Raw genomic sequence first — 26,170 nt, 5'->3', positions numbered from 1 at the left:
CTTGATGCGTCTCGAACCGGAGCACTGCTGCTAAACTTATCCACAATTGCTGGGACAGAAATCAGCAATCCGTCCTGGGTCAATTTTCAATCGGCAGGGTGGGTCAGTTTTCAATCAGCGCCAACACTCAGGCACCTTCAATTCTGCGGAGGCGCTTGAATGCCGTGGAATCGCGTTTGACCGCAACGGCCAAATCATCTCTAGACCACTGCATAAGTTCTTCAACGTAGGTGAGAAGCAATGGCTAGCTCCAAACATGCTGCTTGGACGGGACGACATTGCGGCGGTTTTTGAAAAGCTTGACGGCAGCATGATTGCGACAGCCTGGGTAGATGGAGGCCTGCATTGGCGCTCAAAGAAGTCGTTCGATTCTGAAGTGGTAAAGCTGACGATTACGTTCCTTGAGCAGCCAGAGAATGAACACATCAAGTCTTTCGCCCAGAATGTTGCCAGCAATGGGATGACAGCGATCTTCGAGATCACACACCCTGAGGCCCAAATTGTTGTCGCGCAGGATCGCCCTGCTCTGCGTTTGCTGCACGTTCGAGATAACACGTCAGGCCAGTACGTCATGCTCGATCCAGGCCACCCTATTCACGCGCTGATTGACCGCTTCAATGTGCCCATGGTTGCGCGATTCGATGGATTATCGCTGTCACACGCTATGAATTCTCTGGATCTCATGCAGGGCCAAGAGGGCTATGTGATCCAGTTCAAGAATGGCGACATGGTGAAGCTCAAGTGCCCTTGGTATCAGCGCCTGCATAATAGCGTCTCTATGATGAGGGAACGGGACATCGCCCGTCTTGCCTTGAATGAGGAGTTGGACGATGTGAAAGGCGCCTTGGGAGAGGTTGGGATCGATCTTAAGGGTGTTAACGAGGTTGAATCACGTCTTAAAAACATCCTGTCAGCCATTATGGATGAGGTAGATGAGATCTACGAAAAGGGTCGCCACCTTTGCCGAAAAGGCTTTGCGATTGCCAACAATGGACACCCGCTGTTCGGTTTAGCTATGCAGCGCTACCAGGGCAAAGAGGTAACCCTCATCGAATGGTATTCCCGCAGTCGTCTTAAGCAGGATTTTGGTTTCCGAAACTTGGGTAATGGAGCGTTAACTGAGGCATTTGCTGAACATTCTGCTTAAATTTACATTACTATGTATTTTCTGATTTGCTGGAAGTAATGCCCGGACTCCAGCAGTCGGCAAATAGGATACCTCCTGCTCCAATCCCCTCGTCACTTTCTGTTCTAGTGACAAATCTCGTAGTTACAGAATTTGGCAACAAAAAGTTGAAAAATATCGCATATACATTGCCATTTAATAAGACAAAGCCGTTTTAGTTAGTTATAATGTAAATAAGCCGAAACAAAGTCAGGAATGCAACATGCTAAATATTTACGTGCAAGACGATAGCAAGGGCAGAAATAACGTCAGCTTATATAGCTACAGAGTGATTGATACTGAGAATCCCGAGCTGAACTTAAGCTTTTCAGTTTACGATTTTAAAGGCAAAACCAGGCTCTTCCTCCCTTCAAACCTTGAGCCACGCTACGAGCAGTTTATTCAGCAGTTTCACGAAGATTATTTCGTACTAAAAAGACCAAGGCAAAATTTCGCAAACTAACTTTAAGGATATCTACGATGCACACGGAAAAATTGACCGACATAACTACGAATTTGAGCAGATGTGAATTAAATAAAAGTTTAGTTTTAATGCTCTCAGCAGCAAGCGCTGGAAATTTAGTCGCCATAGAAATCAAAAATCAATTCATCAATATGTTTCCTAGCAAAAAACACCAAAGATGGAATCCCAAGATATTTGAATTGATCTCTCACAAAATATACACGAGAGATGATTATACAAAAGGACATGAGGTTAAGTTCCAAATCGCCCATCCCGATATTTGTGGATCTTTCAATGTATTCCTGGCGAGTAATGAATTCATAATCATGAGTGTAGATCCAGCACTTGATACTACCCAATCTGACTTAAATTCATTTGCAATGTCATACATGCTTCACCTTTACTGCGCCTGACAAAGCCATACCACTCTAAGTCCAAACCCGCTGCCTGGAGCCCTCCAGCAGCAACCGGGTGTGGCTCAACTCCGGCTGCTTGTGTTTGATGACAACAGGATGGGTTGTTGCCAAAAAATAATTGAAATCAAATTCACCTGCAATTTATTGACGTTATTAGCATTTGTTCTATCGCAATTAGAGAGTAACTACTCAGCCCTTGTTCCGCTTTCAAAAAAGTTCGTTATACTGTATTTAGCACTATAAAAAACAGGGGCGAAAGATGAATCAAATAGAACACTCCACAAAAGTTTATCCAGGCAAAAAACTGTTCGAACTCAAAGCAACCCACGGTCTACCTCTTGATGTGGCACTTGATCATCTGTTTGCTGCTGGTGCATCTATTGACTGGACAGGCTTTATCGACTGTGCCAGATCGAACGGCTGGTATGACTTCAGAATTATCGCCCTCATTGAGAACTCTCTTGAGGACTGCCTAATTGATCGAGATACAAAGCTCGCCATCGTTGAAAGGTCGAAGGCTTACATTATGAATACGTTGGCCTGCGCCAGATAATTGCCTTAAATATATTTACAGATATAGAGCGATGGCAGCATATGGTCTCGCTCGACTTGCGCGCAAATACCTAGCCAATAACATTGAAGATGTCAATTGTTTTTGACATTTAAGTTCGATATAATGTAATTACTCACCGAATCTATATTGGCGAAAACAACAAATGCTGAAAAACCTTAAAATATATACGGACTTTAATAGCGCAGAGCTTGAAAAGAGCCCAAATTTGTATGCTGCTTGTGAATATAAATTTCATCGGAATAGAGATCGCATGATCGAAAGTGTTCGTATTGAAGCCCACTATACGGAACGAGAAAGTCGCTTAGGCAATGGTCAGATGAAGCCTGAGTATCTGTTTTTTATGACTCATACATTGGTGCATAAACACCCAACAGATCGCGAGGGTCAAAAAGCGGAATTTCATTACACGGGTGGCGGCTATGACGTTATCTCGATTCTACACGTCATTGGCGATACGCCCGCTCACCGCGAATTCCTGAATCAGATCGGTTTCCACGAATGAACGTGAGTGCAGAAGATATCAAGCATAAGCAGCTACCCGTCTATTTGATTGAGCTAATACACTGACTTCCATCTGCGAGGCTGGGAATTTCACGCTGACCTACCTCATTCCTCATTTGATCGAATGGCGTGCTGCGGTCGATCAGGCCAGGACTCCATCGCGGCCTAGCTAACTACTGCCTCTGCACATGGAGACGCGATGTATCAACTCTTGCAGCTTCTCAATAATTCGTACCGCACCATCGCCATGGATATGGATGCTTGGTTTAGTGATATTCCATCGGGTGCGGCTTGGAACGTGTACTCGGACTATGCCATTGGCAACAAAGAGAAAGCCAACGACACGCTCGCGTTCGTAATCAATCTACAGCACGACACCGATGCTGCGATCTGTGAATACATTGCCGCCGTTGCACCCAGCGACATCAAGTCCACGCGGACTGCTTCAGAGGGGTTGATCCAGTATCTCAATTGCCCCGTCTGCTTCAGCATAACCCATGTTGTTGATCGCGAATCCAAGCTTCTGCGTCACTACATTTCTGACGAAAACATGTCTGATTTCATACCTGACATGCGTAGTTTGGTAGCTTTGTGGGCTTCGAATTCACCAGCCAGCGCGCCCTATTTCAAACGTATTGACGCGAGCCTCGCTGAATTCGCGAAGGACATGAAGAAAAAGAACTTCAGCTCCGGTCTGGCTCGGCAAGTACACATCACGTCAGCTTTGGCAGCTGGAGTATTTGCGCAACTCGATCTTATCAAATCCCCGAAACACATCCGTTGGATCAGTGACCGAGACGCGATTTTTGATCGGTACAACCAGCTGGCCTTTGATCTTGGATACGTTTACTTCCAACTGCTTCGAACCACCCACGACAAGCCTTTTGACCCGAACCTGCCAAATTTCATTTTTTCATTGCCTGGGATGGATGGCGTTCATGACTATAACGAGCAGATTCGTCTTCCTGATTATCTCGCCGGGACTATAGCCGACCTAGACCTTGAGAAAGTCGAGTTCACCCATGACAAATTTCACCCGATTTTTGCTGGTGCATTCATCAACTCCGAGAACAACGCCATCATCGAAATCAAGGGCAACACGGAGCGTCTTACCACTCGGCGACTCACCTATCTGTCGGACGAAATCTAGGGCATGGTGGGGTGGTAGTGTCTTGGTTTCCAGATGCAGTGAGGTGCAGCGTGCAGATTCTCCCAGGTGAATCCTTGAGCATTCCTGAGCTGATTCAGAAGAAGCAGGCTGATGGTGCGCGGAAGCTAGAGATCCTGTGTGGCCTCAGTGAAGAAGAACGTGGGGCTTTGAACGAGCGATCTGCTGCCGAGTGCTTACGCATTGCTGCTGAGTTCGGCAAAAGCAGGCGCTTTAAATTCGGTAGGAGCGTTTGAGCTGAGATGCGTGAGTGAGTTCGATGGCCAGCTGTCGCTGAAGTCGGCCCGCGGATTCAAGGCGAGTAGCCCTGGCCCCTTTCTGCCTTAGGCAGGTTGAATGTCTCAGGCGGCGACACTGTTGATTTCTTGCCTTGAGGTACAAACGACGGTCTGCTCAATCAACATGTCGTTATCGAGTAAAAGCTGCTTCATTTTCTCGACCGAGGTCATCACTTCACTTCGAGTACCCGCGATGCGTGCAGTAGCCCTGCCATTGTCTTCCTTCAAAACGAAGATCCAGATGGGCGAGCGCATTTTCCCCGCAGCGTAGATTCGACCAGTAATTCGCTTGCGATCCACGAATGCCCCGCCGCCTTTGTCATTCGTTTCGTAGAAATCTACGACGAACTTTGAGTCAGCATTTTTAGCGATAAACTCTTCCGCCGATTTATATGCTCCAATTTTATCCCGCAAATTCCACATTATTTATCTCTCAATAGCTTATAACTAATTATAACATATTAAACGCGATAATTACGTGCTTAACTCAATATTGTATATATTTTTTCAAACAAAGTTATTCCACTTTGGGGGATACTTAGAGCACGGAATACGTCGAACAAAAAAATCAAACTCATTGGTTTACACAAAGCATTAAAACTCATTAATAAGCTTCCAAACGAAGCTGTATTGAGATTGAGCGCAAAAAATATCTTTGCAAAAGTAGCGATGAATGTTCAGAGGGAGATGATCCGGCGCTCTACGAACGGCACACTCAACGCCCGCCCTTACTGGTCAGCGTGGGCGTTCCTGCCGTTTCAGCAACCTCGGCAGCTCCCTCGGTGACATCGGCTCCACTCAGTATACGAACCGATTTCTTCGTCCCGGCGTTCTACGCCTCAAGGTTCAAGGTGGGTCGCAGGCCGGCTGCGGAGAACCGAGACGGAAAGGTGAACGTCGTACTTGCTCACACGTAGTGTGTTTTGGGGGCCGATGGCGATCGCAATCATGGGTGGCCTCAATTGGTTGAAGTGGGAATTCGGACGACGCTTAACGCGTCATTTTGAGGCGTTTTTTATGAGTGATTGCGAAAACAAGGAGTGGGGAATATCGGATTGCGCGTACTGCGGGTTAAAGATGGACTTCGTACCCGATAACGACAGGCATTTGGTCGATATCGAGTGCGAGCATTGCCATAAGGTCAACATAGTGAATTGAAAGTTTGGACAACGGGCCTATGACACACAGGAATTAAATAAGACTGAAGCGAAGTAAGCGAGTTCAGTCGGGCGCCGCACTCCGCTACCGAGTGCGGCAGGGGTAGAGTTTGCAAAAGATGTTTCTCAGTGCTGAATAGCGCGGTCAGTGTGTAACTTGATCCATCCGTAATACGGCAATACGGCACTCACCGAAAAATGGCTTTACCCACATTGAAGTGGCTGCCGTTTTATGTTGGAACTATGATTACGTCACCGGGATCTTTAAATATCCAATGGTTTCTTCGGGTCTTGATTCCAAGCACAGACCGCGTGACACAATTTGCTTGGGCAACAACTCCGAAGGCCATCCGCCCGAACAACTGAACGCTTCCAGACATAGTGTCCGGTTTTCCTCGGACCAGCAGACAAAGACGCCCCGTTGACTCAGCGAAGCATGATCGAATGTCCAGCACCGCTCCCTGACTTCATTTGCCCATTGCCCGTCTAGCGAACACTCAATGATCGAGTAAAAGCCCGCGTTGGTTTTCTCGCGCGCAATCACTCGAAACATTGGGTTATCACTTTTTGCAGAAGCCGAACCTATTTCTTCACCAGCAAACAGGTTAGAGAGCGCGAAAATCTCAATCTGGTCGAGGGGCATCAGAATCAGTTCATTCAGTCAGCACACATGCGCTGCTCGGCCGAAAAACAGACGACTTCAAGCTTTGTCTCCAAGGCCGTAGGCATGGGCGATCAGTTCGGCCACTTCATCACGGCGTACGGTCGACGCTTTACTCGACTCAGGCACCACCGTTGTGACGCGACCTTGAGCAACCAAAACCTTGGCGACTTCAACCCACTCTTCCTGGGTTACCGGCTTGTTCGCTTCGAACGCAGGTCCGCTTTTCATCCAGCCATTGGAAACCACAATCTCGGCTTGATCAAACAAAGGGGAATTCGCCGACAGGTCAGTGAAGACAGCTCGCTTGTCGACCTTCAGCTCACCGGCCAACGTCATCTGCAACGTGTTGGCTAACTCTCCCCGGGTAATGGCACGGGCCGGCTCAAAGGCATTGGCCTCGTTGCAGGTCATCAGCCCGCGAAAAACCACCGCGCGCACCGCAGCGGATGCCTGATTCGCCGGGATATCGGTGGGCAGGCTTTTTTGCGCAGGCCTCAACCATGCGTCAACTGGGGTGACGTCCAGACTCACGCCCTGCGCGGTGTAGTTGGTCAATGAATCATAAGTCTTGCTGTGAGCAACAAAGCCTGGGGCCTTGGTAAAATCAAAGCGGTAGCCGTAATGATACCCATTGGACGGATTGTACCGAGTCATCAATCCCGTCTGACGACTGGCAGTGTTGTCCGCCAGACCGTAAAGCACTGCCCTGCGCATCGCCGCCACGGCCGATAAGTCTGTGATCAATTGGTTACCCACGAGATACTCATCGCCTGGCTTGATGACCTCTTTGCCCTCAGCCGGTGAGACCGCATTTGTCGAAGGGTTGTAGTGATCGCCGTTGCCCAGCATCGCGAGCTTCACGTTATGCAGTTCAGTGCCGTAGACGCCGAACTGCCTGGTCGCATGGCTGGCGTCCATCACCGTCAAATAGCCTTCGCCAATGACCTCGATCTGACCGTCAGGCTTCACCCACATGGCTGTGTTGGTATCCAATCCAAAGCCCTTGGCGCGCTGGTCGCCGACCAGATAACTGGCCATCCGCGCCGTTCGCCCGGTACTGGTCTCCTCCAGCTGATCCAGGTGTTGATCGATGATCCCGGCCTTGAACAAGCCAGAGCCTTTGAGCAATGCCGCACCACGCTGCCCGGCGGACTTCGCAACACCAAAGTCGAGCGTGTCCATGACCACCCCATACGCCGTCGGCATCTGTGCGCCGAGAATACTGGCGCCCGCGCTCGTGCCGCCAATGACTCCACCCTGCTCATACACTTTGCGCACGGCTTGCATCGCCAGTGACTCACTTCCATCGGCGTTAAACAGCGCTTTGGCAATACGCGCTTGATCGCCGCCCACAAACCATACGGCACTTGCCTCGGTAATCGGCCTGACGGCCTCGGGGTCATTCATGGTTTGGGTGTAGTTTTTGCTATCGATCGACGCAATCGTGACCTGAGAAGCCGGCACGCCCAATGCCACTAGCTCGGTTTGAAAGCGTTTGCTTGAACCCAGGCTGCCGCTGGCGGTGGGGAAAATCACAATCCTGGCCGCACCAGACCCGCCCGCCAGATCCACGAATTTGTGATACACGGGCAAATTGCTAGCCCTCAGCATGCCCCCCACCGCCAGTAAATGACCATCCGCTAGCACCGACGTCGCTGAAGAAGCGATAGCCAACGCGACCAACACCCTGCCCTTTCTCACTTTGCTCATCCGCATTTGCTCTTTTTGTGGGGAGAACATCAATGGCTTCACAGACGATCCTGACGGCGCCGACCTGAAAATTTTTCTATCAGACTGATACAAATTGAAATCTTATACGCCGCATTTTTTGGCCGATCAAGGCCCATGATCTGAGCTTTAAAAAACCAAATTCATCCAAAAAGATTAATTTAATCGTTTTATTTCAACACCTTATATAACTCACAACATCAATTTTTCACGATTCGGCATGATTCTATTATTTTCTGGTTTTACATTTAATGAAATTAATTGTTTCATTGCTGCCATGGCGATTCCCGATTCAAGTCAAGCGCCATACGTACTCACCGGCCCGTTCTACTTACCCCTGATATTCGCTATAAGGAGTCGCACAATGAAAACAATCACACTTCTCGGCGCCGTGGCGCTGACTGCCATGAGCGCATTCGCGATGGCAGAAGAACAGACACTGCGCATCGGTATCGAAGCGGCCTATCCACCCTTCGCGTCCAAGACAGCAGACGGCGCCATTACCGGTTTCGACTACGACATCGGCAATGCGCTATGCGAGAAAATGGCGGTCAAATGTGTATGGACTGAACAGCAGTTCGACGGTTTGATTCCATCGCTCAAGGTACGCAAGATCGACGCGATTCTCTCCTCCATGTCGATCACGCCCGATCGTCTTAAATCGGTCGATTTCAGCAAAAAGTACTACCATACCCCTGGCAAGCTCGCGATGAAGGCCGGCACTGTCGTAAACGACCCGCTGGTTGACCTCAAAGGCAAGCGGGTGGGCGTTCAGCGCGCGTCTACCTACGATCGCTATGCCAGTGACAAATTCGCCGCGGCAGGTATTGAAGTCGTGCGCTACGGCTCCCAGGGTGAAGCTTTCCTGGACCTGGCCTCCGGACGCCTGGACGCCACCCTTGCCGACATCGTCAACATCGATGAAGGCTTCATCAAAACCGACGCAGGCAAGGGTTTCGCCTTGGCGGGCCCGGACTTCACCGATAACAAATACTTCGGTAACGGCGCGGGAATTGCGGTACGCAAAGGCGATTCTGCAACCGCTGAAAAACTCAATGCCGCCATCGACGCCGTTCGCGCAGACGGCACTTACCAGAAGATTCAGAACAAGTATTTCAACTACGACATCTACGGCGGCTGATCACTTCCGCAGGGGTTGTGTTTCAACGACTCCTGCTTGCCTTCTTCAGGAACTTTCCATGGAACACATTGAGCACTTGCTGCCTTGGGGCAGCCCGGGTATCGAACGACGTCTGTCGGTTTTTCGTTTTGGTAGCGGCCCTCGCAAAGCCTACATTCAGGCATCGCTGCACGCGGATGAATTGCCAGGCATGCGCGTTGCGGTCGAGCTGAAAAAGCGCTTACGCGAGCTGGAGCAAGAAGGTCGGCTGAACGCGACGATTGAACTGGTTCCGGTGGCAAATCCCATCGGGTTGTCACAGATGTTTCAAGCCACTCATCAGGGGCGATTCGACTTTGCCAGCGGCAAAAATTTCAATCGGGATTTTCCCTCACTCGGGGAAACGGTGGCTGCTCGGGTTAGCGCGCGCCTGAGCGGAAAGTCCAAGGATAATGTGGCGGTCATTCGAGCAGCCATGCACGAAGTGCTAAACGAGCTACCTCAAGCGAACTCAGCGCTTGAAGGGTTGCAACGCCTTTTGTTGACTCACGCCTGTGATGCTGATGTGGTGCTTGATCTGCATTGCGACTTTGAGTCCATTCTTCTGCTTTATAGCCTGCCACAGCTTTGGGACTCACTTGAACCATTGGCAAACCGCCTCGGCGCCGGCGCGGCTTTACTGGCCGAAGCGGCCGGTGGCGACTCCTTTGACGAAGCGTGCTCCGCCCCTTGGCTCCAGTTGGCCAGGCAGTTTCCAGACGCATCCATTCCGATGGCTTGCATGGCGACGACCATAGAACTGGGCGGTATGGCGGACACCGGTCACGTCGCTGCCCAAGCTCATGCAGAAGCCATTCTGGCGTACCTGGGCGACCTGAAGATGATCAGCGGCGAATGGCCAAAAGTGCCCCCCTCGTACTGTGAAGCCACGCCATTTGCAGGGGCGCAGTATGCTTATGCACCACACGCAGGGGTCGTTTCATTCCTGGAACCATTGGGTGCACGGGTAAACAAAGGGGACGCGCTCTTTGAAGTCTTCGATCCAGTCACTGACCGCCATACACGCGTATGTGCTACCACCAACGGCGTGCTCTATGCCCGTGAGCGCCTGCGGTTTGCTCAACCCGGCCTTTGGCTAGCCAAGGTCACAGGCAGCGACCCCATTCGTCATGGGCGCCTCTTGACCGATTGAGGCGGCACTCCCGTGATTTCGCTCGCTTCAGATACACTGGGGCAACTGATCGACAGGCCGGCCCAACTTATGCTCCAACCTCCTCGCAATGCCACCGTTTATGCAGCGCCCATCATGCGTAACCTCGCCGAGGCTGCACCGGATTTACAACCTTCACTGCGCAAAGTGGCTGACTTTATCCTGCGTCATCCACTGAAGGCCGCGACTCTGACCATCGAAGAGCTGGCCCAGGAGTCTATGACTTCACCGGCCGCGGTCAATCGGCTTGCTCGCGCCATAGGCCTGAAGGGCTACACGCAATTGAAGGTCGAACTGGTTGCGACCTTGCAGGACATGGTTTCGCCCGTCGACAAATTGCGCAATGAGATGGCCCATCGGCCCTCGGGCGAATTCGGCCTGACCGAACAACTTCAAATCGCAACCAGCAACCTGAGCACCACAAACACCAACAATCCTTCAGAGGTCTTCGAAGCTTTTGTCAGTGCCGTGATTCAGGCGCGCAAGATTTACATTCTTGGTTTTGGAAACAGCGCGTATATGGCAGGATTGGCAGCCTCCAATCTGATTCCCTTCATCGCTGATGCGCAGGCAATCAGTATGGAAGGAGGCAACGAGAACGCAGCCTATCGATTGGCCTCCATCACGCCCGCCGACGTGCTGCTTGCAATCTCGCTGCCTCGCTATTCCCAGGACACACTGCAATTAGCGAGGTTTGCCAAAGAACAGAAAGCCACAGTGCTAGCCATCACTGACTCGCCAGCATCGCCTTTGGCCAACATCGCGCATAACACGCTGTTTGCGGCGGCCAACCATCCAGTACTGATCAGCTCAAACTCGGCTGTTTTAGCATTGATTGAGGGGTTGGTCGCCGCCGTCATGACGCGAAACAAGGAAGCAGTCAGGCTTTCTGCTGAGCTGACTGAAAGTGTGCTGTCCTACCTGCATGTTTCTGCAAATAGCAAACCAAAAGCCAAGAGAAGACCGCTTAGTCGGTAACGCCTGCGAGAGCGGGCTAGCTCAACTTCAGCATATACATGGTAAAAAAAGCACCAAAGAATCAATCTGTGGCGCTTTTTTCCTTTAAATCAGTCTAATTGTGGACATTTAGATGGAGCAACTGCTGCCACCGTGCTTTTCGAGATATCGCTGCTGATCTTCATCCGCCAGCTGAAATTCACCCAGCGGCACAATCACTGTGGCCACCGGCTTACTTAAATGTCCCGAGGCATCTAATTGCTGTTTGGCTACAAGCGCTAAGTGGGCCTGCTGAGCATTGCTAAAAAACAAAGCTGAACGGTATTTCACCCCGACATCTGCGCCCTGACGGTCGACCGAGGTCGGATCATGCAGCGTCCAGAAATGCTCAATCAGACGACTGTAGGGAATCACTCGGGCATCGAAGTCGACCTGTACCACTTCAATCAACGCAGCTTCCCCTCCTGCCGATCGTGCAAAACCGACACGACTGTCGAGCACGCCTGGCAACGCCCTGAATGACGCTTCAGCGCCCCAAAAACAGCCAGCGCCAAACGTCGCCTGCTCCACAACCGTATCTTGTTGAAGATCACTCATGTTCCACAACCTCTGTGTGTGGCAATAAATGCAGATGTAACTGCGCAATGTGTTCCGGCCCGATGCCGCAGCATCCACCAACGATGCTGGCACCTGCCGCGACCCAGGATCTGGACCAATGTAGGTAAGACCTCGGCCCCCAGATCACGACGAATTTCCAGCAGCGTGCTATTGGCCTTGGCCTTGGTACTGACGGGAGGGAACGCGTTAGCGTAAACCCCAAGCTCTATGGCTCGGCCTAGGTTCTGAACAACACCTCGGGCCTCAACCAATGCCGCCGCCATCACTTCCGGCTGGCTGCAATTGAACAGCACCATCGTTGCCCCCAACTCGACCGCCCCCCGTACCGCGTCAGCGACCGATTCTGTGGATCGCAATCGCGGCGCCTTGCCAGCTTCATCCAATAGGGTGTGGATGGCGACCGCACTGCGCCCAGACTTCGGGTTAACTAGCCGACCTGCCAGGCGGTTCGCTATGGTGATCTCTGATATGGATATCATCCCGACACGGGCTGGATCTTCGCGAGGCGATCAGAGGGGATAGCAACGCCATTCCTACGACGATGAACGAGGAGGAAGTAAATGAAACACCAACACTGTATAAATAAACAGAATCGTATCGGTCGAAATTTCCCGCGAAAATGCTCGATAAGCGGCAGTGGAGTGGTGCTCCAACACCAGCGTCCCGAGTAATTCCAAAGCTCTTTCGGCGAACCGCCGGGACGCAAAACAATTTTCCAAGGAATCTTCATGCCTATCCCTAGTGCAGTTTGGAACACCATCAAATCCGACATGCATGCCGTAACAGTCCTGACTCAGAGCAGCTGTGATACGCACGCACTGGCTTTGGTGTTCAGTTCAATTGATAAAATGGCTTGGCTTACGAGCGCCAATATCGACCACACCCGTAATGACTTCATACGTTGGGTGGACGACTACCTGCTACCAGCAGGCTCAGTTTCCCTTAACGCCATTGACCTTTACGCAGCGCGATGCGGATTTCTCCATACCGGTTCCTCAGAGTCAAAACTGTTCCGCGACGGAAAAGCGAAGCAAATCTTTTATTCCGTCGGACCTCGCAAGCCACAGGCAGAGGTACTGACCGAGGTCCACTCGAAGCTACCAAAATTAGGTCTCACACCAGACGATGTGGTCGTAGTTCAGTGCATTGAGCTGTTGGAGCAGTGGGTGGCCGCTATGCAGCGATTCACCGACGCCATTAAGGCAGACGCCTCTCTTGAGGCCCATACAAAAGGACGGGCTGAACTTCAACTGGCCGTTTTCCCAGTAGCTTGAGGTTACTTACGACCTGTTCGCGGCTTGTAGCATTTCCGAGATGAATTCGAGTGGTTGAAGCGGCAACAAAGCATTCCTGAAGAATGGATCAGTGCAATTTTTTCTCACAGTATCTTCTTGGCCCCATCATAAGACGCTTACCAAAGCGAACGTGCGATCGACAATGTAATGGCCGCCCTATTAAAGGCTCGGTGTCGGTAGCGCAGACGATCGTAGGTTGCTCGATCTGGTATACAGTTCGCCAGTCAGAGTGCTTGCACAACGTGGGAAGGCTTGATGCACACGCGCAGCAGTATACAAAAGCACATAACTCAGACTGGCGAGAAGGTCAGCAGGTGGCGTACTTGGTCAGAGGCTAAAGAGAGACAAGCAACACCCTTGCTGCGAGAGAGTCTACCGTCTGGCTACTCGAATTGGTTTTCCGTGGTGAAGGGGCATTCGATCTGGTGGATTTACACCGATACTTCTGACGGTGGTCTCTGGAACAGCGAGGGGATGGCAGTCAGTGGCTTCAGAATCCCCTATGAAGAATTGCTCGCGCAGAAAATCTATGAACTTGTTTATGAGTGCCTTGTGAGTTCATGACGCGCGCGATGATCCTGGCTGTCGTGCTAAGGGAAGCAGCAACTAAGCGATCATTGAACGCGATAGCGGCGGGATCAGCTGATTACTTTGGAGCCCAACCCTTTTGGCAGATGTTGATCTCGGCCTCAGCACCGATTTCCAATATCTAAAGCGACGTGGACAGTGTGATGGCAATTCAGTAGCCTACCTTAAGCCGTCCACGCCTTGAGCTGCATGGGGCTTCTGTGGGCCGGATCAGCGCTTTTTCGGAGGTCAGGATGCCTTTTGCAGCAATTCGTGGCGGTTCTGCTTTAGCGGATGAAACGGAGCTTGAGGCACATCTCGCTTCGCTCCTGAGACTAGAAAACATCGGCCTCCTTCTAGGCGCCGGCGCATCAGTTGCGGCTGGTGGCCTTACGATGATCGTGCTTTGGACTAGATTTGTAACGGAATGTCCAGGAGACGCTGCCTGGATGGTTAAGCATGGATTCATTCGCGAGGACGCCACCACGCTTCCAAGACCCGTTGCACCCAACTTCGAGTATCTAATCGATAGCCTCGAAATCGCCTTGTCCGACTGGACTCGGCAGATGGGCATGTTCGGAGATGATCCGATTGAATACGCGCCAGGCGAGCGGGAGTTGGAGGAAAACTTAAGCGACCTGAAAAAGGTGAAGGCAGCACTTTTCAGAACCGTTGTCAGCGCTGCCCTGCTCCGGCAGGAGTGGTGGCTTTCACCCAGTGGCGTTGAGTCAGACGACGATGGTCTCGCAAGCCAACGGACAATTCTTCAGAAGCTGGTTTCGGCTCGTCAACCAGGCCAGTCATCCCCTTGGGTGTTCACCACAAATTACGACCTGGCTATCGAGTGGGCAGCCGAATCCATTGATCTTCAAGTCTCAAATGGCTTCTTGGGCACTCACACCCGGCGCTTTTCCCCACAGAGCTTCGACCTTGGCTTCCGAAACACTCAAGCCAGGGGAGAAGCTAGATTCGGCGTCTACAACATTTATCTGGCAAAACTGCACGGGTCATTGACCTGGAAGCAGGAGTGCGGCCAGGTATTTGAGTTGTCTGCGCCGCTTGCCCATCAACGCATTGAAGCGTTCATGGCCGAGCGGGACGGCGAGGACCTGGGGCTGATGGTGATGCCGAGGGCAGCGAAATACATGGACACCATCGGCTACGTTCTAGGTGAGCTTTTTCGCAGGTTTGCAGAGTTCATGTCCAAACCGCAGAGCTGCTTGATCTTATGTGGCTACGGGTTTGGGGATGAGCATATCAATCGGCTGATTAGGTCGGCTTTGCTCAATCCCACGCTCCAATTGGTCATCTACTCTTCGGGGTTTAACGGTGACCCGGCTGATCAGAGTTTGCCCCCGGCATTGCGAAAATTACTTTCCCTGAAGAACCCACGCATCACTGTGGTGGGTGGTGGTTCCTCTCACGCTTACATTGATTCGCTCGCGCGTCATCTGCCTGACCCTCTCATATACGACGAGGACATGCGCAAATTCGAGAAGGCTTTGAGGGAACCGAGAGACCTTCAAGGCGAGGCAGCAGCACCGAGGATTGGGCAATGAGAGGGCGCCTTCCTGTCGGCTATGTGGTCAGAATCGAAGGCTCAGATGTCACCCTCAATTTGCTTGATATGCACCGAGGTCAATTAGCATCGCATGGCCAAGGGATATCCTCAGTGACGGAGGTCGGTAGCCTTTTGGTGCTGGATGCAGGAAGTCGGGCTTTGGTAATGAAGGTTGTCTCCCTCAGCTTCGACGAGCCTCGCGAGGCCCATCGACTGGGGATAGGTTCCAGCACCCATCAAACTGAGCCGCTGCGTAACATTTCAGGTGCTGTCGTTGGACGGCTGTCGAGGGAAGAAGGTAAGGCGCGCTTTACCAGCGACTCACTCGCAACCCCTCCGCTTGGGGCTGAGGCCTTCCCTCTTAGCACGGAGGAGCTGGCCGCAATCCTGTGCTCTGACGATGAGGACGATGTTCCGATCAAGCTGGGTAATGACTTACGTGGGGGCGGCAGCTTGAAGGTGGGGCTCAAGAATTTGATCTCTAGGCATGTCGCCGTTCTGGGCAGTTCGGGCCAGGGTAAGAGCTGCTTCACAGCAGCGGTGCTCCAGCAAATAGTGAAACTACCCCGTGCGCGGATTGTTGTCTTCGATATCAACGGTGAGTACGAAGCTGCGCTCAACGTCCCAGAGCTTCCAGATGGTGCCGTGAAATGCACGACCGTTGGAGGACCGGGACCGGGCAGCTTTAAAATTCCGTACTATGCACTGGGGCGGCACGGCCTCAACAGGCTTTTAATTCCTAGCGAAAAAACACAGCGGCCAGCGCTAACATTCGCACTGGAGCACCTACACCAAGTCCGCTGGTTTCCACAACTCGATGGGGCTGGTTTGGCAAATGACACAGCGCCCTTCCTGTTCGACGATTGCCGACAGGGAGGAGCCACTGATGCTGATAGGCGGATTCAGCAGCTCCGCAATGGCCAAGCTGGCGTAGCTACAGTGTGGCCTCATATGGCCGCTCTCGCGGCACTCGTAGCTGAAAGCCACGGGATACAACCCTCTCAGAGAAATGGGGCAGAGAGAAATGCCTTTAGCTATTCGAACGTTTCGCCACTGATCACCAGGATCAATCGATTCGCTGAAGATCCCATGTTTCGCTCTGTCGTGGATGTAGATGGTGGGGCAGGGACTGGGACTTCGCTCAATTGGGCGCATGAATCCACTAACCTGGTGGAGCAGATCTTTGGCGGTCAGGATGTGCCATGGCGGGTACACATAATAAACCTGCGGCATCTATCCCACGATCTGACCCCGTTCATCCTCGGGTCACTTTTAGAGCTTTACGCCTACGAGCTTTTTCGGAGAGGGCAGGAAAACAAAATCCCAACCCTGCTCGTTCTGGAGGAGGCACACCATTATCTACGCCCTATCGGTGCCGGCGACGATGCAGGTGAAAACTCGCTTGCATATGAACGGCTCGCAAAAGAAGGCCGGAAGTTTGGCCTTGCGCTTTGGTTGAGTACACAGAGGCCATCAGAGATATCCCCTACAGTTCTCTCGCAGTGCAACAACTGGGTCTCCTTCAGGCTGACATCTGAAAAAGACTTGGCAGCGATTCAGTCAGCCAGCGAGTGGGCTGATCGGCGAGAAATCCGTCGTATTGCGGGCTTGCCAAGGCAGACCGCTATTGTTTTCGGCGGAAGCATTGCTATGCCAACACTGATTCGTGCTGCTGACGCGTCCCCTACGCCACATTCAGGTGACGCTGACTTCAGTGGCTGGGCAATCAGAATGCCTGACGCGCCGCCACCTCCGCCACCAGCACCTCCTCCGGCTCAGGCTCCACCAATGCCGCTTCCATGGAACGAACCGCCACCAGAACCTGCATATGACGATGATGTGCCGTTCTAGCAGCAGCCCGGTCTTACCTCTCTACTCCTACCTCTTTGCACCCATAATCTGAGCAGGTTGCGCTGGGAGTCGGGCGATGGCCGCATTAGACGTATCTTGATCTTTGAGCATCAGTCGATCTATAGCTGACCCGGCTGTGCGGGTGCCCTGAACTTGGCGTGGTGGGCGCCTAAAGCTGATTAGTGATTGCCCGTCATCGCTTCGTGCATGATGCAGCAGCTGAAGCTCTCGTTCTTCTGGTGCTGTTCCACTTGGCCGTTCTGCTGGGCTGCCCATGGAACTCAGACAATCGTTGCCCATTTCGCCTGTCATGGTAGACTGTGAGCTTCCCTTGCGGCATCGTCAGCGGTCATCTTGCACTACGCCGATCATGCTCATAACGTTTTACCGACGCCATAGCGACCTTCTTACAGAGTTCACCTCCGTCGTAGTTTCGGAATGCCCGCGCGAACACCGGTGAGCATCTTGCGTCTTGAGCTTCGGCCAGGGCAGTTGAAGACGGAAATTTAGGCAAGGAAAACGGAGCTTGGTCGACTTTGTCTAACCACGCTCCAGTGAACAGGTAACCACACGAAGGCAAAACTTATTTCTGGCTGAAAACCTTCCTTGCTTTGAAGTGATCTCTCATCACGAAATAAGCAACGCTCATGCCTACTCCCAATAATATTATCAGCGAAACCAAGATCGAACCCGTTGCTCGCACTATTGCTATGAAAATCGGGCTTAGCAACAGCGTAAAGCCAAGGCCAATCATCATCGTTTGGACGACTGGTAGCGCCTTATCCTTACAGACTATTTCACCGTCTTCTAACTGAGCAGAATAGAGAACGTTAGCTCCCAGCAGACGCCGAACCAGCGCTAGCTTGACCTTTCTCCCCACTACTAAAAATGACCTCATGTAATCATCACATACGACGTTTTTCGCACGTACGCCGTTTATCTTTACGAATGAAATAACTCTCTGCCCGTCGACATAAGACCCAAATCCAATTTCCTGAATGACGCCGTCGAGAATTACAAGTGCCATAGTCGTACCGCCTTCGCGAAGACTTTTTGATTGATATTAAATGTTCTTGGTGAAAATAATTTTGCCGGTAGCACCGTCTTTGAGATCAATGCGTTGTGGGCCAATGAAGACAAATCTTTGAGGGCCAAATTCACCCGCAAAGCGCTCGCGCTCGACTGATTTCACGTACCCATAAATATCGATCTTTATGGTTTCTTTTGAGGCTTCGATCTTACGAGCGAGGGCCTCATCAGCAACGTCTAACAGGACGCTAGAACCACCTTGAAAACCAATGTAATAGCTCGTTGGACCTGGATTCAGGTAGCAGCGAAGTGGCCCTGCCCTCGACATTGATGTCGCGCTGCGCTTTTCTTCATCGGTGTACTCGACCTTGTCCGAGAAAAGGCAGTTGTCGATACGGAAGCCCTTAGCATCAGAATCGTAGGAGCTGAGGGAAATCGGCGTCCAATCGTCACCACTCAATTTCACTAAATTATTAGCTTTGGCTTTATCCGCCTCCTCGCCCACGAGGATGCCCAATTGCCCAGTGAGGTCTTTCTTCTTGAACGAATCCTGTTCGGAATGTCTCGCGGAGGCCAGCCGATAGAGTTCTGGATTTACCTTACGAACATTGAACGCATCAGCGATCGAGTCAGCGATGTCTTCTGGCGTTTCTTTCCAATCCCGTTTGGCGTTGTAAAGATTGAAAGCGGTCATGGGCTGCTTGGCATCGAGATAGTTCTCCAGCTCGCTCAGACCCGGGTTCCGGAAGGTCACCGCCTTGGGGGCGTTCTCTTGGGCGAGCTGCTGAATCACGGCCTGATCAGCTGTTTTGATATCAACTGACGTGGTTTTTTCCGTTGCTTGTACAGCTTCCGCATTTTTGACTTTCGGCGGCTCATTTCCACCTCCGCAGCCTGCCAATAACACGCTCGCGACTGGCACAACAAGCGCACTCAGCCCGCGAATTACCATCAGTTTCTGGCCCACGACCATGAAAGATATCCCTATGAGATTTTTTGAATAACGGAAGAATCGCGGCCTTGCGCGCCACTGATTTGCCATCGCGGGCCAAAACTACCAAATCGGTAGTATTTAGGGAAGCGGCAAAACGCACCATGACGTCTCTGATTTTCTAGAAGACGTTATGACCAGCACCACGCTATCCATTCGACTTAAGCAAGCGCGCTTACGTGCCAAGCTCTCGCAAGAAGAGCTTGGCATACGAATTGGTCTGGAGCCGGCGTCCGCTAGTACTAGGATGAATAGGTACGAACTCGGAAAACGCACTCCGGACCCGGAGCTGATTCAACGCGTGGCCACGGAGTTGGGTTTGCCTGCGGCCTATTTCTACGCGTGTCGGGATGATGAGGCCGAGTTGCTGGAGCAGTATCACCGGCTTAGCGAGGCTGCTAAAAATCGTTTAATGAAGTTGCTCCAAGGGTTGGAGTAAGGGCTTACACGACCAGTCCGTACCTAAATAAGGTCGTTGCAAAGCTGCTCTAACGCCTCCCCGACTCCTATCAGGCTATCCACATTCCATCGACTCGTTTAGCCCAGCAGAGCAAGCTGAGTTTTCCGCGGGGCCAGCTCAGCGCCCTATGCCGGTTTATCATGCCATTAATCCCTCAATGCGACGCAAGGCGAGCATCGGACTACTGGCTAGCTTTCATCTTTCCACTCTCGTGGGCTGACGCCGGTTTTTCGACGGAACGCCCGTGCGAGTGCCGAAGGACTTTCATATCCCACCTTTTCGGCAATAAGTGCTACGGGCTTGCCCTCTCGTAAAAGTTTCTGCGCCAGACTAATCCGCCAGCTCACCAAATAATCAACCGGTGACTGGCCGACAATTCGTTTGAAGTGATCAGCAAAGCTAGCCCGTGACATATTGGCCGCTGCCGAAAGCTCGGCCACACTCCAAGCTTTGGCAGGTTCAGCATGCATGAGGTTCAGAGCCCGCGCCAGACGCGTATCGGCTAATCCAGCCATCATCCCGGGTTGTTGATTACCACTGGCCAGGATGTGGCGAAGCAGCAAAATTACCAACAGCTCAAACAACCGATCCATTACCGCCTCTCGACCGCACGTGCCTTCGAAGGCCTCACTGAACAACCACTCCAACGTGCTGGCCAGCGTCGGTATTTCATCCAGCTTTAGTACTATGTAATCCGGCAATGCTGTGACGAGAGCGTTGCCCGAGCCCCCATTGAACTCTACCGACGCGCAGACCAACTGCGCGCCGGATCCTTCGTGGGCGGATAAACGATGGCGGTAGGGCCGGGGGAAAAAGATAAGGGTAGGTTGAGTGATGTGCAGCTCTCGCTCATCGGCCAGCTTTAGTTGAACCTCACCAGCTTGGAGCAGGTGCATATGCCCGACTGTTTGGCTGCCATCAAAAGCCGTGATGCCGCAAAAAGCACCGCTGTGAAAGGTGCCGGCGTTGACACCGAAATGCGTCAGCAATGTCGATAAACGATCCAAGATCTATCCCCCTGCTGATTTGGACTATCAGTCGCCTATTTTGGATTTTTAGAATCCAACACGCCAGATAAATCTTTAAGATCCACTCAACACAGCGCACATAGCGCTTCGCTTATCGGAGTATCACCATGTCTCGCATTGCCCCGCTTAACCTAGAACACGCTAACGACGCCACCCGTCCTACTTTGGAAGGCGTACAAAAGAAAATCGGCTTTTTGCCTAACGTATTCCGTGTACTTGCCCTCGCGCCTGCTGTGCTAAACAGCTACACGCAAAACTCCACTGCGCTGAGCAAAACGTCTCTTAGCGATCTGGAAAAGGAATCAATTTTTCTCGCCACCTCTCAAGCTAACGGCTGCGACTACTGCTTGGCTGCACACACCCTGTTCGCCAGCAAAGCGGGTTACAAAAATACTGAAATACTCAGCGCCCGTGAAGGAAAGCTCGACGCCTTCGCACGACTCGCCAAACAAATCACCGAAAGCCGTGGTCATCTGACCAACGAACAGATCGCGGAAGCGCGCGCCGCCGGTATTACCGATGCCAAGATCATTGAGGTGATAGCGCTCGTGGCTTCGCAGACGCTGACCAACTACCTCAACAACGTCGCATTGACGGACATCGACTTCCCAGCCATCGAAGCCTGATTAGGCGCCAAAAACAGGGAATCCACCATGAAAACTGTGACTCTGTACACCACACAAACATGTCCTTACTGCCGCAACGCGAAACACTTGCTGGGCAGTAAGGGCGTGAGGATGAAAGAGATCGACATTCAGGCCCACCCGGGTAAGCGTGAAGAAATGATCAACCGTAGTGGACGCCGCACCGTGCCGCAGATATTTATCGATGACGCTTACATTGGCGGCTTTGATGACTTGGCCAAGTTAGATCGCCAAGGCGGTTTGATGCCGATGCTAGCCTGAGGTCAAGTATTCGGTTCCGGCTAGAGACATGAACAGGCTACGAAGGTTGCGAGGAGCTGCCACCAAATGCTCTACGGTGATCCTCTGTGTTTGCCCATCGTGGAAATGTCGATAGTGATTTCGCTCAGATGTTGAAGAAATTTAAGGCAACGACTCGCTCAGCGTCACGGCAAAAAAGGCGTTTGATCTTGGTTTGCGCAGGCGACGGACAACGCCAATTCCGGCCGCAGCAGAACACTTTCAGCGAGTGGACATTTGCAGGTTTCACCATCTAGCGATTTGTACCCGTATGTATCTAAATCCCCCTTTGACACGTTTCTCCCCAGTCCGAGCATCTTTGGGACACAGCGTAGATACCTCCGGCCGGTTTAATGGGTTCCATAGAGGCACGAAGACTTGCCTCGCAGAAAACCCAATTACTAACCGAGTAAAGAATCATGAATTGGAAAAACCTATTTGCCGCCAGCCTTTTTGCTGTTCTGAATTTTTCAGCTCTGGCGGCGCATGCGGACGCGCAAGCAGAATCCTCATCAACAACGCAAGATGCACACCTGGATATAAAGAAAGTGATCTCCATCGTAGACAACGGCAACGGAAACTGCGGCATCGTCGATGCACGCATGACCTACCTCGACTCCAGCGGCAACCAGAAGGTACTTGATTACCGCAAATTCGCAGAATGCGATAACCAAGGCGGCTGATTACTTTCGCACACCGAGCACGGTGGCGAGGTCTCCGCTTGCTCCTTCAATGCGCGATGACTGGCTCATATCTTTCTATCACCGCCTCAAAAATTCGCACACTGCGTTGTGAACATCAATGTTTGATCCATGGATACGACTCTTATCGTTACCTCTAAGTCGTCGAATCCAATCCCGTCCTCGCTCGGCCGCAGTTAGGGGCATCCCACGGTGCCGGTGCGCACGTCGCGATTGTGGAAGCTGTAGGGTTCGGACACTTATGGAGAGCTGAATGGTGAAGTAAGCCGTCGGAGAACAGTGCTGCGCGTGTTGGTGGGAGGCGCTCACCACAAGAGTTGGGCTAGCTGATTCTTGCTATCGGCTGAGGTATATCACCACCCGCTCACTTGTCGGATAAATCCGCGCCTCGCTTCGGAAAAACTGGGAGACGCTCCACACGAATGTGGTCCAGACGACACCCAGCGAACACGCAAATTCCAGGAAGGATTTTCCGGCCATACGATTCACCGATGTCAGGGCTGATGAGTGGTAGACGAAACTGCGGATGAGAGTAGTACCGCCCCTAAAAATTTCGCTATTCCTGCCCTTTCTGCAAAGGCGCGGACATAAACGGCATCATGGAATCATGGATCTTTTATATCTATGGAATCACTTCGATTCCCGGGTGAGAAATCCGGAAAATGCTGGAAGGCTTCACAAATATCCCAACACGATTCGTCGAACACTTAGAGAATTAGGGTATGAGCACGGTTGTAAATCCACGAGATATCGAAGCCAACATCGGAGCGCTGGGCTACCTACCAGTCACTCTGTTCGGCTCTATCATGGGCCTCAGCGGCTTGGCTGTGGGATGGCGTATGGCGCATGCCTATTTTGGTGCACCTCAGTGGTTGGGGGATTGCATCGGCTACGTCGCCATATTGGGTTTTATAGCCCTGGTTGCGGGTTACGCCATCAAGCTGCGGAGTAGCTTTGACGCAGTCAAGGCTGAATTCAATCACCCTATCGCCGGAGGTCTATTCGCGACACCTTTGATCAGCCTTCTGCTACTGCCTATCTTGCTGGCTGATCTGGACTTGGCATTGGCGCGAGCGGTGTGGGTCACCGGCGCATTAGGAATGACGATCTTCGCCTGGCTGATTGTCAGTCGATGGATGAGCGTGCGCCAACAGATAACGCATGCGACTCCTGCATGGATCGTCCCTGTCGTCGGCATGATTGATATACCGCTTGCGGTTCCAGCGCTGCATTTCCAATCGATGCATGGAGTGATGATTTTCGCACTTTCAATCGGTTTATTCTTCGCCGTGCCACTATTCACGATGATCTTTTCAAGGATGATGTTCGCAGAGGCAATGCCAGACGCGCAAACGCCATCATTGATGATTTTGGTCGGGCCATTCGCCGTTGGCTTTTCTGCCTATGTCACCACGGTTGGGCAGGTTGATGCGTTTGCAGAAGCGTTGTTCATGTTGATGATTTTCATGTTCGCGGTGTTAGTAGGGCGTCTCTGGAAATTGCGCGGGTGCTGTCCTTTCCGCACCTCTTGGTGGGCGGTTAGCTTTCCGATTGCCGCGTCTTCCACTGCCGCGTTGCGATACGCAGAGCATGCTCAAAACGGGTATGCAGATGGCATCGCTATTTTCTTCTTGGGCTTTGCATCCATCGTAATTCTAGCGTTGCTCTTACGGACTTTACTGGGCATCGCCCGCGGGGAACTAAGAACGCTCAGCAGTTGATGGGAGTAAAAAGTTCGACCTCTCAACTCCGTGTCGCAATGCGTCAGTCCCCTGAGGCTGGCGCAGTCACAAATGTCGCTCTAACCAATTTCACCGTCACACCCCAACCCCGTGCTCAAGGCGTTTGAGCAGGAGAGAAATTGCTTGGCTTCCCTCTTCCGTCGCCAGCATTTCGCACGGCGTCCGTCCTGCAAAAGCAATACCTTCTTCCTGTACCCAATGCACTGCGCCTGTTCCGAAAAACGACCAAATCATGTCTACGGCTTCCACGTAGCTGGCGATGTAGTTTTCGTTACTTTTCGGGCTTTCAACCCTAACTAGTTGCCCCGGCGCCGAGTGTTGGCTACAGCGAGCCTGAAGCCACCCCTCAACACTTTTCACCCCTCCTGGCATCCCGCACATTTCACAAACACAACCTGATACTAGCTCCGCGATATCGAAAGCGGCATCGATGCTCTCGTCACCTCCACTATGATAAATCCTGAGCTGACCGAACTTTTCTTTCGCCTGCGTGATCCTCACGTCGAGCGCGCTCACCTTTGCACGTTGCTGAACCAGCCACAGAGTCGCTTCGATGACATCAGCCCAACCATCATTGCATTCAAAACCGAAGGTTGCCTCTCCATAGAAGTCTCTCGGAAAGAGCAGAGTGCGGTACTGAACTGCAAGATGCCTTTCGATGAAATTATTCAATTAGTCCTCGACTCCTTGGACCACAACAGTTCGCGGGACTGCTCCCGCAGTTCAGATGGATAAATCTCCCCACTCACCAATTCATAGCAGACTACTCGCTCGTCTACTGCATAAATCGCGCAAAGCTGATCCATCGACCACCCCCCTTTACTGTTCAACCAAGGTGGCGTTACCAGTTGTACCTGGTGGATAAATTGCTCGGGTCCATCTCTAAACGATAAAGCCAGGAGGGACGGACGGTCGAAACCATGAATTGTTGCTGTGAGGAAATTTTTTCGTCCACCGTCTCGTATGTCACGAAAAACCATTCATCACTAGACGTTAATGAGATGTAGGCCGAACGTTGCGCCCCTTCCTCTAAAACGAAAAACGGATTCTGTAATCGAGCCTGCGCGTGGGTTTCGAACATGCTATGTCTCCGGAGTTAGCACAGACTACTATAGTAGGCATTCGGTACGTTCTCAATGTGGACGTACGCCGCTTTCAGGATTCAGCGCGTGCTCGATTCGATCCCGATATCGGTCTCATAACTCCTTGCTCAGCTCGCTTAACCAAGCCACTGGAGTGCATCGACTACTGTCGGATACTCTGCCGAAAACGATGCGGAGAGCGAATCATGCCAGACCGAATTGGAGACGCTGCGAAGGGGCGGCAACCATCAAAAGGTTTCTTTGAAGCGCTCGCGCTTGCATCTGACCCGACCGCTTCCGCTCACCTCATAAACAGTCAGATAGACGGCAGCTTTTATGATGACTTGGCATGCATGTTTGGCATTGCCTCCCACAAACTCCTCGACTTGCTGAATATTCCTGCTTCGGTCCAATACCGATGGCGGAGGACGCAACGACTCAGCGTCGATGAAAGCGATTATGCGCTTAGCCAAGCATTGGTCTTGCGAGAGGCGCTAGGATTATTCGAGGGTGATAAGTTCGAGACTTTGGAGTGGCTTTCCAGACCGAATCGGGCACTGGATCACATGGCTCCAATAAGCCTGCTTTCGACGTTTGCGGGGATAGGCATCGTAGAAGCGTTGATTTGGAAGATCGAAAACGGCGTGGGGATATAGCACCGCGTTGAAGCAAATGTCAGTCCAAGCGGCACCACAGAACCAAGTCCTATTTTACTCGCTCATCACGCTTTAGAGAGTTTTCCTTTAGCGGAAACGCTCTCAACGTCTGACGCATGATGAATGCCTCCTCGCAGCGTATGCGTCCGGCCAAGTCATCTACCCAACCCCGCAACGCCAGGACATGGTGTGCACTTAAATTTAAGTGGGCACCAGTTCTAGCCTTTCAAGCGGGTATTTCATGCAGCCAACACGCCGTTCCTAT

28 protein-coding genes and 1 pseudogene are annotated in these 26,170 nt (G+C 51.9%); 18 read left to right on the top strand and 11 right to left on the bottom strand.

Annotation, left to right across the window (positions count from 1 at the left end):
• Positions 1-46: 46 nt before the first annotated feature.
• The 6 genes from IMW75_RS24885 to IMW75_RS24860 all read left to right on the top strand — a co-directional run bounded on the left by IMW75_RS24885 (position 47) and on the right by IMW75_RS24860 (position 4,269).
• A complete protein-coding gene (locus IMW75_RS24885) occupies positions 47-1,147 on the top strand; it encodes an RNA ligase (RefSeq protein WP_205894049.1) in 1,101 nt (366 codons plus the stop codon).
• Positions 1,148-1,388: 241 nt separating this feature from the next.
• On the top strand, positions 1,389-1,628 hold the full coding sequence (locus IMW75_RS24880) for a hypothetical protein (protein ID WP_205894048.1): 240 nt from the start codon (positions 1,389-1,391) through the stop codon (positions 1,626-1,628).
• A 17-nt stretch (positions 1,629-1,645) separates the two neighbouring features.
• Complete coding sequence (locus tag IMW75_RS24875; RefSeq protein WP_205894047.1) at positions 1,646-2,041, top strand: hypothetical protein; 396 nt, start codon at positions 1,646-1,648, stop codon at positions 2,039-2,041.
• Between the two features lie 262 nt (positions 2,042-2,303).
• Positions 2,304-2,597: a hypothetical protein gene (locus tag IMW75_RS24870; RefSeq protein WP_205894046.1), complete on the top strand. Its 294-nt coding sequence runs from the start codon at positions 2,304-2,306 to the stop codon at positions 2,595-2,597.
• 271 nt (positions 2,598-2,868) lie between these two features.
• A complete protein-coding gene (locus tag IMW75_RS24865; protein ID WP_205894045.1) occupies positions 2,869-3,120 on the top strand; it encodes a hypothetical protein in 252 nt (83 codons plus the stop codon).
• 198 nt (positions 3,121-3,318) lie between these two features.
• Entirely contained in the window at positions 3,319-4,269 is a 951-nt protein-coding gene (locus IMW75_RS24860) for a GCN5 family acetyltransferase (RefSeq protein ID WP_205894044.1), read from the top strand.
• Positions 4,270-4,628: 359 nt separating this feature from the next.
• Here IMW75_RS24860 and IMW75_RS24855 read toward each other — a convergent pair whose 3' ends face one another.
• The 3 genes from IMW75_RS24855 to IMW75_RS24845 all read right to left on the bottom strand — a co-directional run bounded on the left by IMW75_RS24855 (position 4,629) and on the right by IMW75_RS24845 (position 8,138).
• Positions 4,629-4,988, bottom strand: a complete 360-nt coding sequence (locus IMW75_RS24855) for a hypothetical protein (protein ID WP_205894043.1) — start codon at positions 4,986-4,988, stop codon at positions 4,629-4,631.
• Positions 4,989-5,969: 981 nt separating this feature from the next.
• The gene (locus tag IMW75_RS24850; protein WP_205894042.1) at positions 5,970-6,365 is read right to left on the bottom strand and encodes a hypothetical protein; all 396 of its coding nucleotides are present in this window, start codon (positions 6,363-6,365) and stop codon (positions 5,970-5,972) included.
• 57 nt (positions 6,366-6,422) lie between these two features.
• Positions 6,423-8,138 (bottom strand): cyanophycinase, encoded by a 1,716-nt coding sequence (locus IMW75_RS24845; protein WP_336512444.1) that lies wholly within the window; start codon positions 8,136-8,138, stop codon positions 6,423-6,425.
• Positions 8,139-8,478: 340 nt separating this feature from the next.
• Between IMW75_RS24845 and IMW75_RS24840 the strand changes: the two genes are divergently transcribed.
• The 3 genes from IMW75_RS24840 to IMW75_RS24830 all read left to right on the top strand — a co-directional run bounded on the left by IMW75_RS24840 (position 8,479) and on the right by IMW75_RS24830 (position 11,422).
• Entirely contained in the window at positions 8,479-9,255 is a 777-nt protein-coding gene (locus tag IMW75_RS24840; protein ID WP_205894041.1) for an ABC transporter substrate-binding protein, read from the top strand.
• Between the two features lie 58 nt (positions 9,256-9,313).
• Positions 9,314-10,426 carry a succinylglutamate desuccinylase/aspartoacylase family protein gene (locus IMW75_RS24835; protein ID WP_205894040.1) on the top strand — a complete coding sequence of 371 codons (1,113 nt, stop codon included), beginning with the start codon at positions 9,314-9,316 and terminating at the stop codon, positions 10,424-10,426.
• Positions 10,427-10,495: 69 nt separating this feature from the next.
• Positions 10,496-11,422 (top strand): MurR/RpiR family transcriptional regulator, encoded by a 927-nt coding sequence (locus IMW75_RS24830; protein WP_205894050.1) that lies wholly within the window; start codon positions 10,496-10,498, stop codon positions 11,420-11,422.
• Positions 11,423-11,530: 108 nt separating this feature from the next.
• Here IMW75_RS24830 and msrA read toward each other — a convergent pair whose 3' ends face one another.
• The 3 genes and pseudogenes from msrA to IMW75_RS27215 form a co-directional block, all read right to left on the bottom strand.
• On the bottom strand, positions 11,531-11,998 hold the full coding sequence (msrA, locus tag IMW75_RS24825) for a peptide-methionine (S)-S-oxide reductase MsrA (RefSeq protein WP_205894039.1): 468 nt from the start codon (positions 11,996-11,998) through the stop codon (positions 11,531-11,533).
• Positions 11,991-12,146 carry a homocysteine S-methyltransferase family protein gene (locus IMW75_RS27220; protein WP_336512443.1) on the bottom strand — a complete coding sequence of 52 codons (156 nt, stop codon included), beginning with the start codon at positions 12,144-12,146 and terminating at the stop codon, positions 11,991-11,993. Before IMW75_RS27220 ends, msrA begins: the two co-directional genes overlap by 8 nt.
• A gap of 91 nt (positions 12,147-12,237) precedes the next feature.
• A pseudogene (locus tag IMW75_RS27215) lies at positions 12,238-12,498 on the bottom strand (peptide-methionine (S)-S-oxide reductase MsrA); the annotation flags it as partial.
• A gap of 249 nt (positions 12,499-12,747) precedes the next feature.
• Here IMW75_RS27215 and IMW75_RS24815 point away from each other — a divergent pair.
• From IMW75_RS24815 to herA, 3 genes are all read left to right on the top strand, one after another.
• Positions 12,748-13,293 (top strand): hypothetical protein, encoded by a 546-nt coding sequence (locus IMW75_RS24815; RefSeq protein WP_205894038.1) that lies wholly within the window; start codon positions 12,748-12,750, stop codon positions 13,291-13,293.
• Positions 13,294-14,135: 842 nt separating this feature from the next.
• Positions 14,136-15,440: an SIR2 family anti-phage-associated protein gene (locus tag IMW75_RS24810; protein ID WP_237142330.1), complete on the top strand. Its 1,305-nt coding sequence runs from the start codon at positions 14,136-14,138 to the stop codon at positions 15,438-15,440.
• Entirely contained in the window at positions 15,437-17,293 is a 1,857-nt protein-coding gene (gene herA / locus IMW75_RS24805; protein ID WP_205894037.1) for an anti-phage-associated helicase HerA, read from the top strand. Before IMW75_RS24810 ends, herA begins: the two co-directional genes overlap by 4 nt.
• Before the next feature lie 583 nt (positions 17,294-17,876).
• Here herA and IMW75_RS24800 read toward each other — a convergent pair.
• Both IMW75_RS24800 and IMW75_RS24795 read right to left on the bottom strand, forming a co-directional pair.
• A complete protein-coding gene (locus tag IMW75_RS24800) occupies positions 17,877-18,320 on the bottom strand; it encodes a hypothetical protein (RefSeq protein WP_205894036.1) in 444 nt (147 codons plus the stop codon).
• A gap of 36 nt (positions 18,321-18,356) precedes the next feature.
• Positions 18,357-19,295, bottom strand: coding sequence for a hypothetical protein (locus IMW75_RS24795; protein WP_205894035.1), 939 nt, complete (start codon positions 19,293-19,295; stop codon positions 18,357-18,359).
• A 151-nt stretch (positions 19,296-19,446) separates the two neighbouring features.
• Here IMW75_RS24795 and IMW75_RS24790 point away from each other — a divergent pair, with 151 nt between their 5' ends.
• Entirely contained in the window at positions 19,447-19,752 is a 306-nt protein-coding gene (locus IMW75_RS24790; RefSeq protein WP_205894034.1) for a helix-turn-helix domain-containing protein, read from the top strand.
• 209 nt (positions 19,753-19,961) lie between these two features.
• On the opposite strand, the gene IMW75_RS24785 is transcribed toward IMW75_RS24790, so the two are convergent.
• Positions 19,962-20,780: an AraC family transcriptional regulator gene (locus IMW75_RS24785; RefSeq protein WP_205894033.1), complete on the bottom strand. Its 819-nt coding sequence runs from the start codon at positions 20,778-20,780 to the stop codon at positions 19,962-19,964.
• Positions 20,781-20,908: 128 nt separating this feature from the next.
• On the opposite strand from IMW75_RS24785, the gene IMW75_RS24780 reads away from it, so the two are divergent.
• The 4 genes from IMW75_RS24780 (at position 20,909) to IMW75_RS24765 (ending at position 24,146) form a co-directional block, all read left to right on the top strand.
• Complete coding sequence (locus IMW75_RS24780; protein ID WP_205894032.1) at positions 20,909-21,427, top strand: carboxymuconolactone decarboxylase family protein; 519 nt, start codon at positions 20,909-20,911, stop codon at positions 21,425-21,427.
• Positions 21,428-21,454: 27 nt separating this feature from the next.
• Positions 21,455-21,706 carry a glutaredoxin 3 gene (gene grxC, locus IMW75_RS24775; protein WP_205894031.1) on the top strand — a complete coding sequence of 84 codons (252 nt, stop codon included), beginning with the start codon at positions 21,455-21,457 and terminating at the stop codon, positions 21,704-21,706.
• Positions 21,707-22,143: 437 nt separating this feature from the next.
• A complete protein-coding gene (locus IMW75_RS24770; RefSeq protein ID WP_205894030.1) occupies positions 22,144-22,407 on the top strand; it encodes a DUF2790 domain-containing protein in 264 nt (87 codons plus the stop codon).
• A gap of 740 nt (positions 22,408-23,147) precedes the next feature.
• Positions 23,148-24,146 (top strand): SLAC1 anion channel family protein, encoded by a 999-nt coding sequence (locus tag IMW75_RS24765; RefSeq protein WP_205894029.1) that lies wholly within the window; start codon positions 23,148-23,150, stop codon positions 24,144-24,146.
• A gap of 96 nt (positions 24,147-24,242) precedes the next feature.
• Here IMW75_RS24765 and IMW75_RS24760 read toward each other — a convergent pair whose 3' ends face one another.
• A complete protein-coding gene (locus IMW75_RS24760; RefSeq protein ID WP_205894028.1) occupies positions 24,243-24,839 on the bottom strand; it encodes an MbcA/ParS/Xre antitoxin family protein in 597 nt (198 codons plus the stop codon).
• Positions 24,840-25,008: 169 nt separating this feature from the next.
• On the bottom strand, positions 25,009-25,248 hold the full coding sequence (locus IMW75_RS24755) for a hypothetical protein (protein WP_205894027.1): 240 nt from the start codon (positions 25,246-25,248) through the stop codon (positions 25,009-25,011).
• A gap of 207 nt (positions 25,249-25,455) precedes the next feature.
• Here IMW75_RS24755 and IMW75_RS24750 point away from each other — a divergent pair, with 207 nt between their 5' ends.
• Positions 25,456-25,905, top strand: a complete 450-nt coding sequence (locus tag IMW75_RS24750) for an antitoxin Xre/MbcA/ParS toxin-binding domain-containing protein (RefSeq protein WP_205894026.1) — start codon at positions 25,456-25,458, stop codon at positions 25,903-25,905.
• Positions 25,906-26,170 lie beyond the last annotated feature (265 nt).

This window comes from Pseudomonas gregormendelii, from assembly GCF_017114825.1.
Classification (GTDB): Bacteria; Pseudomonadota; Gammaproteobacteria; order Pseudomonadales; family Pseudomonadaceae; genus Aquipseudomonas; species Aquipseudomonas gregormendelii.
This window is presented reverse-complemented; position numbering and strand designations above follow the sequence as displayed.

Bases quoted from the DNA above. Each gene is read 5' to 3' on its own strand.
- IMW75_RS24810 (WP_237142330.1), top strand. From the start codon at position 14,136: ATGCCTTTTGCAGCAATTCGTGGCGGTTCTGCTTTAGCGGATGAAACG.
- IMW75_RS24860 (WP_205894044.1), top strand. From the start codon at position 3,319: ATGTATCAACTCTTGCAGCTTCTCAATAATTCGTACCGCACCATCGCC.
- IMW75_RS24865 (WP_205894045.1), top strand. From the start codon at position 2,869: ATGATCGAAAGTGTTCGTATTGAAGCCCACTATACGGAACGAGAAAGT.
- IMW75_RS24750 (WP_205894026.1), top strand. From the start codon at position 25,456: ATGCCAGACCGAATTGGAGACGCTGCGAAGGGGCGGCAACCATCAAAA.
- IMW75_RS24835 (WP_205894040.1), top strand. From the start codon at position 9,314: ATGGAACACATTGAGCACTTGCTGCCTTGGGGCAGCCCGGGTATCGAA.
- IMW75_RS24855 (WP_205894043.1), bottom strand. From the start codon at position 4,988: ATGTGGAATTTGCGGGATAAAATTGGAGCATATAAATCGGCGGAAGAG.
- IMW75_RS24815 (WP_205894038.1), top strand. From the start codon at position 12,748: ATGCCTATCCCTAGTGCAGTTTGGAACACCATCAAATCCGACATGCAT.
- grxC (WP_205894031.1), top strand. From the start codon at position 21,455: ATGAAAACTGTGACTCTGTACACCACACAAACATGTCCTTACTGCCGC.
- IMW75_RS24790 (WP_205894034.1), top strand. From the start codon at position 19,447: ATGACCAGCACCACGCTATCCATTCGACTTAAGCAAGCGCGCTTACGT.
- IMW75_RS24765 (WP_205894029.1), top strand. From the start codon at position 23,148: ATGAGCACGGTTGTAAATCCACGAGATATCGAAGCCAACATCGGAGCG.
- IMW75_RS24780 (WP_205894032.1), top strand. From the start codon at position 20,909: ATGTCTCGCATTGCCCCGCTTAACCTAGAACACGCTAACGACGCCACC.
- IMW75_RS24755 (WP_205894027.1), bottom strand. From the start codon at position 25,248: ATGTTCGAAACCCACGCGCAGGCTCGATTACAGAATCCGTTTTTCGTT.
- IMW75_RS24770 (WP_205894030.1), top strand. From the start codon at position 22,144: ATGAATTGGAAAAACCTATTTGCCGCCAGCCTTTTTGCTGTTCTGAAT.
- IMW75_RS24840 (WP_205894041.1), top strand. From the start codon at position 8,479: ATGAAAACAATCACACTTCTCGGCGCCGTGGCGCTGACTGCCATGAGC.
- IMW75_RS24830 (WP_205894050.1), top strand. From the start codon at position 10,496: ATGCTCCAACCTCCTCGCAATGCCACCGTTTATGCAGCGCCCATCATG.
- IMW75_RS24880 (WP_205894048.1), top strand. From the start codon at position 1,389: ATGCTAAATATTTACGTGCAAGACGATAGCAAGGGCAGAAATAACGTC.
- IMW75_RS24800 (WP_205894036.1), bottom strand. From the start codon at position 18,320: ATGGCACTTGTAATTCTCGACGGCGTCATTCAGGAAATTGGATTTGGG.
- IMW75_RS24850 (WP_205894042.1), bottom strand. From the start codon at position 6,365: ATGCCCCTCGACCAGATTGAGATTTTCGCGCTCTCTAACCTGTTTGCT.
- herA (WP_205894037.1), top strand. From the start codon at position 15,437: ATGAGAGGGCGCCTTCCTGTCGGCTATGTGGTCAGAATCGAAGGCTCA.
- IMW75_RS24795 (WP_205894035.1), bottom strand. From the start codon at position 19,295: ATGGTCGTGGGCCAGAAACTGATGGTAATTCGCGGGCTGAGTGCGCTT.
- msrA (WP_205894039.1), bottom strand. From the start codon at position 11,998: ATGAGTGATCTTCAACAAGATACGGTTGTGGAGCAGGCGACGTTTGGC.
- IMW75_RS24875 (WP_205894047.1), top strand. From the start codon at position 1,646: ATGCACACGGAAAAATTGACCGACATAACTACGAATTTGAGCAGATGT.
- IMW75_RS24870 (WP_205894046.1), top strand. From the start codon at position 2,304: ATGAATCAAATAGAACACTCCACAAAAGTTTATCCAGGCAAAAAACTG.